The organism is Sphingobacterium sp. HSC-15S19, assembly GCF_050433745.1.
GTDB classification, from domain to species: domain Bacteria; phylum Bacteroidota; class Bacteroidia; order Sphingobacteriales; family Sphingobacteriaceae; genus Sphingobacterium; species Sphingobacterium siyangense.
Genome location: NZ_JBNPWQ010000006.1, coordinates 130,669 through 146,881 on the forward strand (window position 1 = coordinate 130,669; position 16,213 = coordinate 146,881).

Annotated in this window: 9 protein-coding genes; 3 read left to right on the forward strand and 6 right to left on the reverse strand. The window is 40.8% G+C overall.

Annotation, left to right across the window (positions count from 1 at the left end):
- Nucleotides 1-15: 15 nt before the first annotated feature.
- On the reverse strand, nt 16-783 hold the full coding sequence (locus L1283_RS06685; RefSeq protein ID WP_075993511.1) for a pentapeptide repeat-containing protein: 768 nt from the start codon (nt 781-783) through the stop codon (nt 16-18).
- Nucleotides 784-1,616: 833 nt separating this feature from the next.
- Here L1283_RS06685 and L1283_RS06690 point away from each other — a divergent pair.
- Complete coding sequence (locus L1283_RS06690) at nt 1,617-2,342, forward strand: hypothetical protein (protein ID WP_244294451.1); 726 nt, start codon at nt 1,617-1,619, stop codon at nt 2,340-2,342.
- Nucleotides 2,343-2,686: 344 nt separating this feature from the next.
- On the opposite strand, the gene L1283_RS06695 is transcribed toward L1283_RS06690, so the two are convergent.
- The 3 genes from L1283_RS06695 to L1283_RS06705 all read right to left on the reverse strand — a co-directional run bounded on the left by L1283_RS06695 (nt 2,687) and on the right by L1283_RS06705 (nt 9,388).
- Nucleotides 2,687-5,530: a hypothetical protein gene (locus L1283_RS06695; RefSeq protein WP_429625960.1), complete on the reverse strand. Its 2,844-nt coding sequence runs from the start codon at nt 5,528-5,530 to the stop codon at nt 2,687-2,689.
- An 80-nt stretch (nt 5,531-5,610) separates the two neighbouring features.
- Nucleotides 5,611-7,908, reverse strand: coding sequence for a GH92 family glycosyl hydrolase (locus tag L1283_RS06700; protein ID WP_145327883.1), 2,298 nt, complete (start codon nt 7,906-7,908; stop codon nt 5,611-5,613).
- A 127-nt stretch (nt 7,909-8,035) separates the two neighbouring features.
- Nucleotides 8,036-9,388 (reverse strand): MutS-related protein, encoded by a 1,353-nt coding sequence (locus L1283_RS06705; RefSeq protein ID WP_145327884.1) that lies wholly within the window; start codon nt 9,386-9,388, stop codon nt 8,036-8,038.
- A 678-nt stretch (nt 9,389-10,066) separates the two neighbouring features.
- On the opposite strand from L1283_RS06705, the gene L1283_RS06710 reads away from it, so the two are divergent.
- Together L1283_RS06710 and L1283_RS06715 are read left to right on the forward strand one after the other, a co-directional pair.
- The gene (locus tag L1283_RS06710) at nt 10,067-10,642 is read left to right on the forward strand and encodes a Crp/Fnr family transcriptional regulator (protein ID WP_088162307.1); all 576 of its coding nucleotides are present in this window, start codon (nt 10,067-10,069) and stop codon (nt 10,640-10,642) included.
- A gap of 132 nt (nt 10,643-10,774) precedes the next feature.
- Nucleotides 10,775-11,473, forward strand: coding sequence for a type 1 glutamine amidotransferase domain-containing protein (locus L1283_RS06715; RefSeq protein WP_145327885.1), 699 nt, complete (start codon nt 10,775-10,777; stop codon nt 11,471-11,473).
- Between the two features lie 244 nt (nt 11,474-11,717).
- Here the strand turns inward: L1283_RS06715 and L1283_RS06720 are convergent, their stop codons facing one another.
- Nucleotides 11,718-14,216: a sugar-binding domain-containing protein gene (locus tag L1283_RS06720; RefSeq protein ID WP_208734201.1), complete on the reverse strand. Its 2,499-nt coding sequence runs from the start codon at nt 14,214-14,216 to the stop codon at nt 11,718-11,720.
- Between the two features lie 27 nt (nt 14,217-14,243).
- Complete coding sequence (locus L1283_RS06725) at nt 14,244-16,157, reverse strand: family 43 glycosylhydrolase (RefSeq protein ID WP_145327886.1); 1,914 nt, start codon at nt 16,155-16,157, stop codon at nt 14,244-14,246.
- Nucleotides 16,158-16,213 lie beyond the last annotated feature (56 nt).

Sequence of the window (16,213 nt, forward strand, 5' to 3'; positions counted from 1 at the left end):
TATAGAATGATATGATTATCCCGCTTTCAGGAGATCAACAATAAGACGATCTCTATTTTCATTCAATGAGGGATAAAATTGATTTAAATCAACCAATATGATCGGCATACCCCTATTTTCGGGTTTATACAAGACATTATCTACCAAGTCCCGACAGAAAACTAACGATTCATTATCCGTGAATACTTCTTTTGACCTTTTGAGGAAACTATCAAAAAAACGTCTTGGATTATTGATGATTTTAAGATGTTCCTGGTTTGGAAAAACCGTACTGGAGAGATCTAGCCTCCGAGAAAATATAACGTCCTTCAATTCCGCATGACCGAAATTTATCAAGGGAGTTTTTAATGGTTTGGCTTTTTTGAGAATAAAAAGATTGGTAGAGTATAAATCTTCTGTAAAAGGAATTCCATAAAACCATGAAGAACTGATCTTTCCTTTAAAAACCACATGAACCAAATTTGTCCCATCGAAAGTTGTTTTGTCAAATGTATTGTAAAGAAAGGAGGACTTTTCAATTTTTAAATTTCCAATAATGGCTTTCGAAAAATCGTTCGCTTCGAATGTACTTTCCATCCAAAGCCCAGATTCCTGAAAAACAACAGACTGAAAGTTACAGTCTATAAAGGTACAACGAATGAACTTACAATCACGAAACATGGAGTTCATGAAGCTTTTCCCTTTTATCGTACAATCGATAAATGAACAGTTTTTTAAAACTTTGTGATTGAATTCAAAACTTTCAATCTCACTTTGTTGGAATATTTTATTAGTCAGTGCCATGCTAAAAATGATTAATAGGCTAAAATTTCATAGTAGTTGCATTGTAAATGGATTTTTAACGGCCAAAATCTCCATTTATACAATGATGACAACGGGAAAGACAAAACGTCCTAAAGAAATTTTGACTTTTTTTTTTATCCTAGCCTAAAACAGCCAAGAAATATAAGATCTCCTAGCAAACTGACTATAGGACTACGCTAGCCAGCGATTCTTATAACTGGCCAATAGACACAAAAAAGCCGCAAGAACGGGGAGTCCTTTACGGCTTACTACCTATGAAAAACATTCACCTTAAGTATAAGGCACTATCTACTATGACAATTAAAATTAAAATGGCACACATAAACCTACAGCACAATGAATTAGCGGATTAAGATCTGTTCACTCCCTACTTCAAAAAAACTCCAATCTATGTTCTTGGCATTTCTTGGAACCAAATATAAAGTGCTCGGTCAGAGATTCTCCCCCCCGTTTACAATTCGCCAAAAATGATTTACGATTCGTCTGTTGTACTATTTGAATCGACCGGTTAATCAGCCCTTTACTGCTAAAAGAAAAAAAAGTATATTGGTGAACACAATTAAAACTGTTTATGAAATTGATAAAAAATATTTTGGCGGTGCTCGTACCACTTACCTTATTCAGTGGCACAGCCTTTTCCCAAACCAAAGAGGAGCTTAAAAAAAATATGAAAACAGCATACCAATTCCTATTATGTATTGGACTCAGCCGTCAATGATTTCCATTCTATTTCCATTGATATTATTGTACAAGATGACATCCCAGACCACTATTCATTTTACATTTCACCCTTTAATATATCCCTAAACAATATGCCTTTATATTGTGGTATTCAATCTGCCGGTGGCGGTATCAGTGTTAAGACTGGTAAAGAAGAAGATATCAAATTTAATGGCATCTTTTCGCGTTGGTTTGAACGAACAAAAAAGGCTTTAAAAACTACAGGATATTATGCCAGTTCAGATGCGGAGGGTGATTTTATCAGTGTCCGCAATACCGTAGGCTGGCACAAAGGTTCTTATCGCATCACACTAAAAAAAGAAGGCTATATCGCAGACAAAGCCGTTCCAGACACTATTAACCCCAAAGAAACCTATTTCAGCTGGGGCGATTATGAACATTCCTGGGTCACGATGTATGTCGAAGATTTAAGCACTAAAAGAGTGGTCAATGTAGGGTCCCTAGCCTTCCCGGGTAAAAAGATCCAGATGAAAAAACACATCACATCGTTCTTGGAGCAATACAAGTATTTTATTGATTTCGCCCAAAGACAGCGGGACCTCGAAGGGTTGAATGTCATCCGATACGATAAATTGCCTAAAGTAACCGTTGTTCAAAAAAATCTACGCATCAATGGTAAATTGGTCAAGCTTGAAAAAGTGCCGACTTACCATAACCGTACACATAATCCCGAACAAAGTAAAGTAGCCGGTGAAATCCCTATCCTATCCAAGGATAGTTATAATGCTGCAACTGGTGAACTTACACTTGAAACGGGCGTGTTTGTAAAATGGCCGGAGAAAAAAGACGTTAAGTAAAAAGAACCTTTTTAATTAAGTCCAAAACTGACAATAAACGAGTTTTCTTCTTTTGCGATCCTATCTGACTTATTCTTAAAAGGCTCTCCAATGGAAGCGCCATTCTTCGCAACAGCGCAAAAAAAAATTGCTCCATATTGAATAACGTATAGCATGGCTTATCCCATTGCATAAACGACGACAAACCTGATCGGAAAAGACACATGTGGTGAACTCTTGTCAATCAGATAAAGTCGCACACAAAATAACATGTAAGTCAAGTCCAAAAAAGAGTCTTCTCATCATTGTGATGAGAAGACTCTTTAAAAAATTGAAGTCTTGATCCGAAACGTTTGCCGAGCGGCTTACTTAATGTCGAACCAAGTTTGACTTTTTGCCGGTATATTGACCTCAAAGATCGCTTCCGAGGCTGCATTTAATGGTATTATGCTGCTGTTCTGATCTTGCTCAACCACTTGTGCATTTCCTGTCAGTCCGGTATAGTATAAGTTGACCTTAATTTTTCGTTTTATCGCTTCGTCCAATGGATTATAGATCATTAGTAATCCTTTTTCTTTCCCCGCCGGATTCACGTGCAAAATAGCATCATAATCCATCCCGTCAGGACGTCTTACATGGATAATATCACTGTCCAAAACTTCGCGGTGTTTCTTGTAAAAATTCACCCATTTGGCCACTACATTTTTTGTTTCTGGGGAGTCATAAAGCTGTGGCCCACGATAACAGGCCTGTACACCTGCGCCAAATAGATTGGCCAAGCGTTGCTCGTAATGCGGTAGGTGATCCTTCAAAGGCTCGATCGTTGCCTCTTTGCCTCCACCTTGATATTCTACCAAAGGAACAAACATCCAGCCCATAGACGGCGCCTTTGCCCAGGTACCATCAAAGATATTCTGTCTTTCCACAATCTCCTGTTGTGCCCTCGGAAGCGACCAGTTCGCCTCACGGTAGCCCATCCCGACTTTGTTTCCGCCATTCAAGAAATACATATCCGGAATATTCAGGTAGATTCCCTTTTCACGGCACCATTTGTAAAAATCAGTGATCCGTTTAAACTGATTCCATTGTGAGTCTTTTTCATTATGATGCCCGGGGTGATCGGTGGAATAGCACCAATCTCCAGGATAAGATCCATCGTGCTCAAATACGCCCAATCCCGAACTTTCATACAGGTTATACAGCTTTTTGAAGTAAGCCTGGCCCCATTCACTCTCAATACAGGGTGAACTTCCAAAGCGAGGATGCATGCCTTCAGGTAGCACAACGTCATTTTTAGCATCAATATGCCGACTAGCCAGGAGCGAATAGCCTCCAAGTTCAATTCCTTTGCTATGCGCATAGTCAGCAAGCTCCTTCATACGCTTGAGATTTTCGGGAGAATCATCTTCGGCATTGAATCCAGACCAAAAGGTCATAATCACCATTTCAAAACCAACTTCCGATGCTTGATCAATTGCCTTTTTTACCGACTCGTTGTCCGAACTCCGTACATGCATCAATATTGGATTTTCAGTTGCCCATGGCGCCATGGAGCGCAGCATTTTTCGATATCCAAGGCTCTTACGTTCGCGTTCCCAGCTATCGTTCAACAGCTCCCAAACCCGATAGCTTGCAAATTCTCCACCGGCAGCAACCTGTTGTTCAGGTCCCATTTTAGGTGCAACTTCCAACAGACAGGGTGTCTCCCGGTCGTAGTGGACCTGTGTCGTATATAGCGGGTCTTTTTTCCACTCCAGACTCGAGGAATAAACGATTTCATCGCTCATACCGCCAAATGTATAATCTGTTTCCACCGTGATATTAGGGTATAACCAACGGCTTCTATGATCTACCGAACTTTCGGGCTCAAATACAGCCAATTGCTCACTCTTAAAGCTATTAACCACAATTTCCCGGTCCGACTGATTCTGCACGGTAATCCACTTACTAAAGATCGGCATGTCATCATAAAGATCATAATGAACCTGTACCGTAATGTTTTTCATATAAGCAAGTTTACTGGATAGATCGCCTGCAAATTGGGATGGAAAATCACCGTATGCCCAAAAACCTTCTATTTTGGAGCGCCCTTCCTTTGTCGAAGCCTTACCATCCTTATTCCCGCCGTTTGGATCCATTTTTCCGACACGAACCAGTTGTATCTTGTCACCCGACTTTAGTGGAAGATGACCAACAGTACGCCATTGCTGTCCGTCCAAAGAGGCTTGTGCCAATAATTCTTTATCTGCTATTTCATATCTAAACCATAGCTGATCTACTTTACCAACTTCGAAAGTTCCGTTATCGCGTTTGCCATCAAAAAAAACAACCTTGCCTTCGCTTGCTCTCCAATAAAGTCTGGGATTACTATTCGTTAGGCTTAGTCCAAAACCCAATCCCCAATCGTTGGATTGATAAGTACCTTTATTCATCTTGGCTACGAGTACCTTTACCTCTTGAGGAACTGTTCTTTCAGCGAACACAGCAGCATTTTCAAGTGCCATAATTTCGCCCACTTTTCCTTCATTGACAAAGGAATTACGCTCATGTGATTTTGAAACCATCAACTTCCATCCGGAATCTAGATGCTGAAATTTATCTTCCAACAGCAATGCCCTGTTTTGGTCACTTTTATTCTTTGCGGCAAGCGCATCGATCGCCTGCTGATCCAATGTATAGGTAAATGTCAGCTCTTTGCCCGGGACAGGCCAAGGCATATCTTTAGGCATCCAGTTTGGTCTCTTTTTCCAACCAAAACGGGGTTTTGTATCTTCAATTTTATAGTCATGGAATTTAAAAGCCATGGGGTTTGCCTTTAAACTCGGGATCCATTCTTTCAGTAAATAATTATGTACTTTCTGTCCTTCCAATCCGCCGACATCAAAGGTAAACCCATCGATTGTTACGCTGGCTTCAGGTCGAATCGACCGTAGAAATGCTGTATTTCCAGTCAATTCATCCAAACCAATACTGGCTACATTTGGAAAAGTCGTAAATGTACGGCTGACCAAACCATTGGAAAAGACCAAATGACCTTCTTTCGTCTTGAAAAGTCCTGCTTTCGCCTGGGGAGTTCCTATTAGCCAGTCTCCAGACAGGCTGTTGCTTTCTTTGCTAAATAGCGGCAGCTGCTGACTATAGCTCTGCTTTGCCTGGCCCAACACGCCCAATAGACACAGGATATAGAGTTGTTTTTTTAAGTAATTCATCTTTTTTTTTGCCAAAACATTTACTGATGCGACTTTCAGATACTTGCTTGAGACTTTGATTTTATTTGCTTTCAACAATTTTACTGAGCCCCCCATTCTTTATTCGGTTCTTTACCCATAAATAGCACCAAGGTTCCGCCTCGCATAATTTCATTGTGATCTATAAAACAGTTATTATAAGAGACGCCATTAAGTTCAGCCTTTTGGATGTAGCGATTTTCAGGCGAGTTATTTTCTGTTTTGATTACAAACTGTGTCCGAGGATAATATTTGGGATCAAGTTTAAAGGTGATCGTATCAAACACAGGACTTGTAATCTCATAGCGTGTGTCACCCGGACAAATAGGGTGTAATCCAGATGCCGCCAATACATACCATGCTGACATTTGCCCCACATCTTCATTACCTATCAGACCATAAACTGAATTATGATAGGCACGTGAACAAATTTCACGCGTCCATTTTTGCGTGAGCCATGGCGCTCCTAAACGATTAAACAAAAAGGGTGCATGGTGTACCGGTTCATTGGCATGGTTATAATAATTATTCCACATCATATCTTGCGGAGCGAGTTCAAAAAAACTATTGAGATCCGCGATGGTTTTTTGCTTACCACCCAAAAGGCCTGCAAGTCCATCCACATCATGAGGGACAAACCATCCCTGCTGATAAGGGTTGCTCTCAACACAGCCATAATTTTGGGTTAAGCGGCCCGTTTCTGGCCATTTACTCCATGTACCATCCTGTTCTTTCGGTCGAAACCAGCCGACTGTGGGATCAAAGAGATTTCTATAACTTTGCGCACGATGAGCATATAAATCCACATCAGCCGTTTTATTTAATCGTTTTGCTAATTGAGACAGGCACCATTCTGTATAAGCGTATTCCAATGTCGTTGAAATTTCTCCTGTAGTTCCCTTTTCTCCATTTCCAAATTTTTCAACAGTCTGTCGCGCATATTTATAAGCTTTTTCTACATCAAAGTTGGATATCCCTTTCATATAGGCGTCCGTAATAACTGATACGGCAGGGTTTCCGATCATACAGCCACTATACGCATTCAAAAATTCCCAACGTTCTAAATAATCCTGTTTACTTTCTTCGGCCAATGTCACCAAAGAATTGATCATATCATTTACGATAGTCGGATTAATAATCGTTTGCAAAGGAAACTGACTTCGAAAAACATCCCAGCCGCTAAATACTGTTCGCTTGGTAAAATCTTTCGTTTGGTGAATATGTCCGTCACCGCCAACGTATTTTCCATCTACATCCGAGAAATCTCGCGGATCGATCATCGAATGATACAAAGCTGTGTAAAAAACAGTTTTCTCGTCTTCTGTCCCACCGTGAACCTCGATTTTCCCTAATGCATCATCCCATCGTTTCTGCGTTTGCTTCAATACATTGTTAAAGTTCCAATCTTTGATTTCTGTTTCAAGGTTATTTTTGGCTCCCTCCATACTGACAAATGAAATTCCAGCTTTCATTAAGACCTGCTCATTTACTTGTGTAGGGAATTCGGTATAAAACCCCAAATGTTTACCTTCCATAATGCCGATATTTTTTGTGACGACAGATTTGGAAACCATCTCTTGATAACTGGCACTTGTGACATCTTCCAATTTCCGTTTTTGCCCCTCTGGAAGGGTACAACTCCATACTCCTTTATCGGTAAAAGGCTTACTAAATTGGGCATAAAAATAGACCGTATAATTTGCCTTCCCATCACCATTTCCCCAACCTCCACCTTCGGGCGCGCACTTCATCCATCCTTGGATGGTATGGTTGTCCACCACTTTCACATATTGTTCCGTAGATGTACCACCTACTCGCCGCGCTAAGTCGATCTGAATCCGCGACTTTTTATGTTTGGGAAAAGTAAACCGAAGCATACCGCTATGCGGTGTAGCGGTCATTTCAGCTTTTATATGATAATCTGAAAGCACCACGCCATAGTAACCGGCACCTGCTTTCTCATCTTTTTTGGAAAAACGAGAGCGGTAGCCTTTTTCCGGATGTTCGGCACTGCCTGCCGAAGTTTTCAGCTCTCCTGTGGTCGGCATGACTAAAAAATTACCTAGATCACCGTACCAGCCTATACCACTCATTTGTGTAAAGGCAAATCCTTCGATGGAGGTATGCTCGTAGTTATATCCAGAACCATTATCTCCACCGGTAATCGTGTTGGGGCTAATCTGTGTTAAGCCAAATGGAGTTGCTGCTCCTGGAAAAGTTTTACCGAATCCGTGTCCTCCCGTTTCGGCTTTTTCACCACTGGTAACCGCACCGATAAACGGATTGACATATTTAGATTGCGAGTAGCAGTTAAAATAGATAAAAAATAGAACAACACTAAATTGAATACGGGATATCATAAAAAATGGTTTAGATTACTTTGTCAAGTCTACGGAATCCGATAAGATACAGACAATTGGTTATGTTCGACCAAAAGTTTGCCAAAGACTATAAAACTGGAACAATATAATCAATATCACAATAATCTCATTCTTTTTGTCTTCCCAAATCAAATTTCCTTAAAATCTCAAATACCCGTTCTTTACGCAATAACCACATGCCTAACTTTTCTTCGGCAACACCATCCAAAAGTCGGTACGTAAAGACAATCCCCTCCTGTTCATCCAACTGAACCTCTAAATATTTCATCGCAATACCATCTTTATACAGTATGGGGCAAATTTCTGTAATATGTGAGGACAATAAGAATACACTGTTCTTATATCCTTTCAAACAGTTAACTAATTCCTGGGTTGCTTCACTAGCATCACTATGGTTTGTCCCCTTGAATAGCTCATCCATGAGAATAAACATTTGCTTACCGGATGCCAGTAACTCCGCCAAATGTTTAACCCGTAATACTTCGTTAAAAAAGTGACTTGCACCTGCATTTATATTATCACCTAAATTTATGGTCGCCGATATTCCATCAAAAAGCACTGTTTTCATCGCATCTGCTGGAACCGGAAAACCAAGATGTGCCAGATAAACACAGCTTCCAATTGTCTTCAACAAGGTAGATTTTCCTGTCATATTTGCTCCAGTCAAATACCAAAGGTTATTTTCTTTATTGATTTCGACATCATTTTTAATGGCATCTTCGATAAATAAATTATAAGCTCCACGTATGGTGATCATATCCTCTCCCCCTGTCTTTTCCTCAATCTGAGGAAATACAAGATTCTTTCCTTTGATACTTTTTGCTACACTGAACAAGGCATCCAAATGATACAAAACATCGAAAATCTCACGTATTGCATTTCGTTTTATATTTCTAAAAAGATAATCGTATTTGATCATCAGCTCTTTAGAAAATTTGTTATTCAGCAACTGTATAAATTCATCCCGATCGATATCTTCCAAAACATAATCTATGTGTTTACTATACTCTTTGAGAATAGCTAAAGTATGACCTTCTGATTTTACATATTCTAATAAAATAGCAAGACCATCCGTAATCTTTGCTATTTCGTGAATAGATCGCTTTACAAGTATCTCGCGTTTTTTAAAATCCAAAGAAAAAAAATTCGTTGACACCATTTCCAAGTAATAAGTAGTCCGAGAAGGTGAATAGGGTTCCTGTGGCAGAGACAAATATTGCTCAAGATCCTGCATCATATACTTATCCAATAGATCCGAAATCTCAACTTTTTGCATAAAAAGAATTAAATGCTGTCTGCTTTCTATTTCCAATTTAGAGGAAAGAGGTTTAAGAAAATAACTATACAACATATCCCGCCCACCTACCGTAACTGTACAATCGAAAAAATCAATCATATCCTTATACCTGTTGTTGGTAACATTTAAATCTGCTAAAGTCTGTTTGTCAACAATAGACATAATTTATTTCCTGTGGCTCTTTCCCTAAACTTACTCAAAGTCATTATAATTAGCAACACTGTAGCAGAATCGTTATACAGCGAAATAAATTTCCATAATCATGAGATTACTAGCGATTATTCTAGAATATTAAAACTGAAATATTTAACCAATGAGCCAATCAGGCAAGATATAGGTTCTTAAGCATTTAAATTTAGTTAAACATATCCAAGGAACAACGGAAGGGTAAAAAACAAAAAAAACACCCGAAAGCATGGGGTACTCCGGGTGTTTTAGCCATATTATTAACCTATTTTATGAAAAGTGCCCTTGAATGGGCAACACTAAAATAGAAAATAACTTTGTATAAACAAAATAAAATCAAAAAAAAATCATTTTTTCTAAATCACTAAACCGGTTAAACATGGAAATTTAGCAGCGCGGCTAAAGTATTTCAAGGTCCTTTTTTGTTTGGGCAAAAGTTAAAATCTAATTGATATTATCTTAATATATTACAGGGAGATTACAGGGAGTTAACAGGGGGGTAGCAGGGGTATATCCCTATTACCCCCCTGTTATACCCCTGTAAAAGTAGTGTTATTCCCTTCTTAATTTTGAATCTGAGGGGAACTTGATGCAGGCCTTCGCTATCATTGTGAGATTTTGTTTAATTTTAAATCGATCAAGTAACTGTTAGCTATGACCGAACGTGAAATTCTGAGACAACATATCGACAAGACCGTCCAGTTAAACGACGAACAATTCGACTACTTCTTTTCTTTTTTTAAACCGATCTCCTTTAAAAAGAAACAAATGATTATCCGTCAAGGAGACCTTGTGGAACAAGAGTATTTTGTGCTAAATGGCTGTCTAAAGACCTATTTCACCAATGATGAACAAAAGATGCATATCTTACAGTTCGCCACAAAAACCTGGTGGGCTTCCGATTATAATGCATTGCATAATCAAGGCCCGGCTACGGTCAATTTAGATTGTGTCAGCGATGCAGACACTCTTTGCTTATCGAACGAGGACCGTGAAAAAGTATGTAAGGAAATTCACGAAGTTGAAACCTTTTTTAGATGGCGTTCCAATAAAGGATATATTGGGCTACAAAAAAGAATAATGTCACTGCTGAACAACGATGCCCGAAGCCGCTACGAGGAACTCATGCAGCAATATCCAGAACTCTATAATCTCGTTCCCAAACATTTGATTGCAGCATATCTGGGTGTTTCCCGCGAAACACTGAGCAGGCTATACCAAGCAAAATAATGTGATCTATATCACAAAAGCAAAACCATTCGCTAAATTGTGATGTATATCACATAGGGCTCTGGCAATTTATCCCCTACTTTGTACTATCGTTTTAAACATATAATTTTTTAACAGACTTGGTTATTTAATATGAAAAAAGACAAATTAAAAGTATTGGTTGTATTGACATCACATGACCAATTGGGAGATACAGGAGAAAAAACAGGTTTTTGGATAGAAGAATTTGCTGCACCTTACTACGTTCTGCAAGATTCAGGAATCGATGTGACAATTGCATCGCCTAAAGGTGGTCAGCCACCGATAGACCCTAAAAGTGCACTCCCGGATTTTCAAACCGAAGCAACCAAACGTTTTGATGCCGATAAGGAGCTTCAAGTAAAATTGGCAAATAGCATTCCTTTGCATCATATCAATGAGCAGGATTATGATGCTGTTTTCTATCCTGGGGGCCATGGACCTTTGTGGGATTTAACCAACGATAAGACATCCATTGCATTGATCGAATCATTTTGGGCCCACAACAAACCTGTCGCTGCCGTATGCCATGCCCCAGCTGTATTTCGCTATGTCAAGGATAGTAATGGTCAGCCACTAGTCAAAGGCAAAAAAGTTACCGGATTTTCAAATAGCGAGGAAGAAGCGGTTCAACTAACGGATGTTGTTCCCTTTTTAGTGGAAGATGAACTCGTAAAATTGGGTGGTCAGTACAGCAAAGGGGAAGATTGGCATAGTTATGTAGTCAAAGATGGTCATCTCATTACCGGGCAAAACCCTGGGTCTTCGGAAGAAACTGCTAAAGCTTTGTTTACTCTATTGAGCAAGATATAATAAACAATTAGCTAAAAATCAACAAGGTTATTTCCTTTCAAGGAAATAACCTTGTTGATTTTTATATAGGTAGCAGCAAAGTACAAACTGGCTTTGGCCGATTTATATTTTTTGTGAGCAATATATAAAACCGTAATTTTTCCAATAGTGGAATGGACATCCTATAAGATTTTGGCATAAAAAAAGCACCGGAGTTTTCCGGTGCTTTTTTAGTTCAGAAGTTCAATAAAGACAAGTGAGTTAATTATTTTATGCTATAGGTTACGTTTGCCATTGTCAACCAAGGCGAGGTAAATCGTATATTAATTGTATCGCCCGATTTGCCCAAAGCCTGAACATACACGATCATTTTTCCATGATAAACGCGCTGTTTATTATCGGTATAGTCGCCCATATCTGCATTGTTCCCCGCTTCCATACCCAGTAATCGCGCATGTCCAGCAATATCACAGGTGATTTCATCTTCCGAAAGGACCACAGGAAGTCCCTTGTTATCCACCACTTGCAAGGCAACCTGCAAAATGCCACCGCCTTCAATCGCTTTCCCTCCTATCACCGTCGCCTGAATCGCCGCCGGACGTTCACTGGATTCGATAGTGTGCCGAACTACTTCTTTTTTATTCGTGTCCAGACCAACAACCTCTAGTTTACCAGCTGCATAGGGAATATCCCAAAAGATGATACCTGTCTTCTCATCGTAATTTTTCTCTTCGCCAACAACCTTACCATTGAGCTCCAATCGCGCCTGAGGGCTATTGGTGTAACAGACCACCCTGATTTGCTGTCCCTCCTGATAGTTCCAAATTGGCCAGGCATCCATGGAGGGCGCTTCATTTTTCCGTTGTCCTTGCTCGGATTCCAACGCAGACCAAACATCGGTAGTCGTTGCTGCGCCCTTCAATGGATAGGTTCCCAAATAAGCCATTGGTTTATCGGACCACAGCGATTGGCGGTAATAACCCCTCGGTTTAATAAAACCTGCGAAATCCAGCAGTCCCGAATAAAATCCACGTGAAGGCCAACGCCCCGACTCTCCGAGATAGTCAATACCCGTCCACAAGAACTGGCCAAATATATGCTTGTTGTCGCGTACGGCAAGCCATGCCGGAAGATCGTGCCGATTCTCACTTCCGAAAATCACGCGTGCTGGATAGCGCTGATGATCCAGTTGATAACGACTTTCGGTATAATTGTACCCTGCAATGTCGAGTGCCCCCGGATAGGCCGTTTCGTTGGACATAGCCACACCTGCAAGCCCTGCTGTAACAGCTCTGCTTTTATCATATTTTTTCACAACCGCAACCAAGCGTTTCGCTATATCACCCAATCGCATCGCATCTGGTGCATCCTTTTTGTATCCGCCATACGAAGCCTGTGTAAAACCACCCTCCTTCTTCTCGCCGTTAAGGACAGGATGTGAATAAGGGTCATTTGGATAATCCACTTCATTCCCTATACTCCAGGCGAAAATCGAGAGGTGATTGCGATCCCGTTTGACCATATCTGCAAGATCTTGCTCTCCCCAGCTTTCAAAAAAGTCATACGATCCCTCAAAACCGGGCGTTCCGACATTCCAGCCCTGCAGCCATTTCCGTTTTGGAAATTCCCATTCATCAAATGCCTCATCCATAACCAACAGCCCCAACTCGTCACATAAGGTGTAAAGCGAGGATGCTTGCGGATTATGACTGGTTCGAATGGCATTGACACCCAAAGATTTTAATGTCTGCAGCCGCCGACGCCATACCTCGGTATACATTTCAGCACCCAGCACACCGGCATCGTGATGTAGGCACACGCCTTTGACTTTCATCCATTCGCCGTTTAAAGCAAAACCCTTGTTTGGATCAAATGTAAAAGTTCGGAAGCCCGTTTTGATTGCCGACTGATCAATTTGCTTTCCATTTTGCAATACGCTTGTCCGCAAGGTATATTGATTGGGTTGATCCAAGCTCCACAATTTAGGGTTTGCAACCGTCAATTGCTGCTGTATCGTCGCTTTAGCAGCAGCATCAACCTTCACTTTCTCCGATTTATTAGCGACAACTTTCCCTGCGGCGTCAATCAACTCCTGCACAACGGTAACCGCACTGCCGTTGGACGTACTATTGACAACGGTCACTTCGGTATTTAACATTCCTTTCCCTTGCTTTAGCTCGGGATAGGCATATACTCCCCATTGATCGATATGCAAGGGATTGGCCTTTACAAGCCAAACGTCACGATAAATGCCCGATCCCGTGTACCATCTTGAATCGGCACTTTTACTGTGGTCGACCTTAACAGCGATGGTATTTTCTTTTCCAAACTCAATATATGACGTGATATCATAAGAAAAGGATATATAGCCGTTGGGGCGTTTTCCAACAGATTTGCCATTGACAAACACCTCGCTTCGGTTGTATACGCCCTCAAAATAGATAAATATTTTTTTGCCCTGATCTTCCATAGGTATCAGGAGCTGTTTTTGATACCAGCCAATACCACCCGGTAAATAGCCTGTCGCGCTGGCTAAACTTGGACTGAGCGGGTATTTTACGCCCCAATCATGGGGCAAACGGACCTGCTGCCAGGCTCCACGCTTCGTTTCTGCGCTGACCTGCCCCTCGATATCACCCAAATGGAAACGCCAGTCTGAATTGATCGCTTCGGCTTCACCAAATCCAGCCTGTGCGTATAGGCCACTGATGCCCATACCAATAGAAACAGCTAAGACGGATAGTTTTTTTATGAGATTCTTCATTTTACTTTTTGCATTTGGTTCAAGTGATTAAAGCGTTGGAACAACAGGCAACACATGGCCCTGATCATCAAAATACAAACGATCCATGCATACCTCCCGGTTAAATCCTGCTGCGTCGCCCATATCAATACCTTTGGGATAATTGAATCGATGGTAAACAATATACCATTCGTCTTTACCGGGAATCTGCAAAATCGAATTATGCCCAGTGCCATAGATCCCTTTCGCAGGATCTTTTTGTAAGACTAAATTATTAGCCGGAACTGTGATCGGTCCATCTGGGGAAGTTGCAGTTCCATAGCGTACCCGATAATTTTCACTCCGGGTATCATCTTCTGACCAAAAGAAATAATAGCGTCCTTTACGGTAGACAACATAGGCACCTTCGCGGAATGTCTTATCCGGAGTGAGTACCTTTACTGTATTTTTTTTGATGGAAACCATATCTTTGTTGAGTTCAGCAACAGCCAGATAGCCATTTCCCCAATACAGATAGCTTTTTCCCGATTTCGGATCGTTAAACACCGCCGGATCAATCTCCTGCCCGCCATTGACACCCTCAGGCTTAAAATCGATCAGCGGTTTTCCCGCGTCCTTAAAAGGCCCGGTAGGTAAATCAGCCACCGCAACACCGATCTTTTGCGCTGCTGTAAAATAATAATAGTACTTATAATCGTTCTTGACTTTCTTTTCCGTTATTGTAGGTGCCCATGCATTGCGAGGTCCCCAGGCAACATCTTTTTTCAGGTCCAAAATCACCCCTTCATCTTTCCACTGATTGAGATCGGAAGACGAAAAGGTCTTGAAATAATAGCCCCCCCAGCCATCAAAACCATCACTCGTTGGATAGATATAGTATTTTTTTGTTTTATTGGAATAGAGTACATCTGGATCGGCATAAAAGCCATCCAAAACGGGATTCTTTCTGAATGCGAATTCTATATCTTTGGGTTTCCCCCATTTGGAGGTCAAGTCCAAAAGTTCTTGTCTTGAAATAGGAATAATGGTCCCATGACGTGGATGGAAATCCATGTCAATTTGATGGTCGATTACTTTAAAACGATCAAGGTCTTCGGAGGTGCAGAATTGGTATTTCCCTTTACCATAGACATCATACATAAGGATATATTTATCGGACTGATTGAGTTTAAAGACACTGGATCCTTCCACAGCATCATTGGTTTGCTGTTTATAACCCGGCTGTTCAATCCATTTTCCCGAAGTCAGAGAATCGGTTATCGCCAGCTTAATGCCATTTCCATGTCCTTCAGTTTTGTAAAAAAGGTAGAACAAGCCATTCTTTGCAATAATATCGCCATCGATACAGGATTTACCATTTTTTGGAAGAAACAGCACTTTAGGTTCGCTTTCAAAATCTGTAAACTCCTTATTAGCATAGGCATAGTAGATGATATCCGGACCATTTCCGTGCTGCATGGACCAGTACACCATGTATTTACCGACCGAAGGGTCATATATAGTTTGTGGTGCCCATACTCTTTTCAACGCTTCCTGACCTTTGAAACGCTGCTGGATATCGATTGCCTGATGAGACCAATGCACAAGGTCTTCGGATTTTAGCAGGATCAAACCCCGATTGGAATCCCAGCCTTTGGAGGAGGTCATGTCGGTGAGCACCATATAAAATGTTTTCCCATCTTCGCCACGGAGGATATGGGGATCCCGTACACCACCAGTCTTGCTGATCGCCTTCGAATCCAGGATAGGCTGGTTTTCATTTAAGGCTCTGTAGGTATAGCCATCTGTGCTGATCGCAAAACAAACCGCTTCATCTGCGACAGCATTACCTTTGAAATAGGCAAATAAATAACCTGCAAAATCTTTGTCCGTAGGTCCGTTGCGATAAGCCTGAGCAAAAACACCGCATGTAGCATGTATTAAAAATAAGGTAACTAAGATTGAAATTTTGTTTTTTTTCATGAAGGTTTAGTAGAATAAATAAGCATTAGACCATTTTTTTTTGCATCTTTAAAAAG

Excerpts from the sequence above, each read along its gene's own strand:
- L1283_RS06685 (WP_075993511.1), bottom strand. The coding sequence starts at position 783 with ATGGCACTGACTAATAAAATATTCCAACAAAGTGAGATTGAAAGTTTT.
- L1283_RS06695 (WP_429625960.1), bottom strand. The coding sequence starts at position 5,530 with ATGAATTACTTAAAAAAACAACTCTATATCCTGTGTCTATTGGGCGTG.
- L1283_RS06720 (WP_208734201.1), bottom strand. The coding sequence starts at position 14,216 with ATGAAGAATCTCATAAAAAAACTATCCGTCTTAGCTGTTTCTATTGGT.
- L1283_RS06705 (WP_145327884.1), bottom strand. The coding sequence starts at position 9,388 with ATGTCTATTGTTGACAAACAGACTTTAGCAGATTTAAATGTTACCAAC.
- L1283_RS06725 (WP_145327886.1), bottom strand. The coding sequence starts at position 16,157 with ATGAAAAAAAACAAAATTTCAATCTTAGTTACCTTATTTTTAATACAT.
- L1283_RS06710 (WP_088162307.1), top strand. The coding sequence starts at position 10,067 with ATGACCGAACGTGAAATTCTGAGACAACATATCGACAAGACCGTCCAG.
- L1283_RS06715 (WP_145327885.1), top strand. The coding sequence starts at position 10,775 with ATGAAAAAAGACAAATTAAAAGTATTGGTTGTATTGACATCACATGAC.
- L1283_RS06690 (WP_244294451.1), top strand. The coding sequence starts at position 1,617 with ATGCCTTTATATTGTGGTATTCAATCTGCCGGTGGCGGTATCAGTGTT.
- L1283_RS06700 (WP_145327883.1), bottom strand. The coding sequence starts at position 7,908 with ATGATATCCCGTATTCAATTTAGTGTTGTTCTATTTTTTATCTATTTT.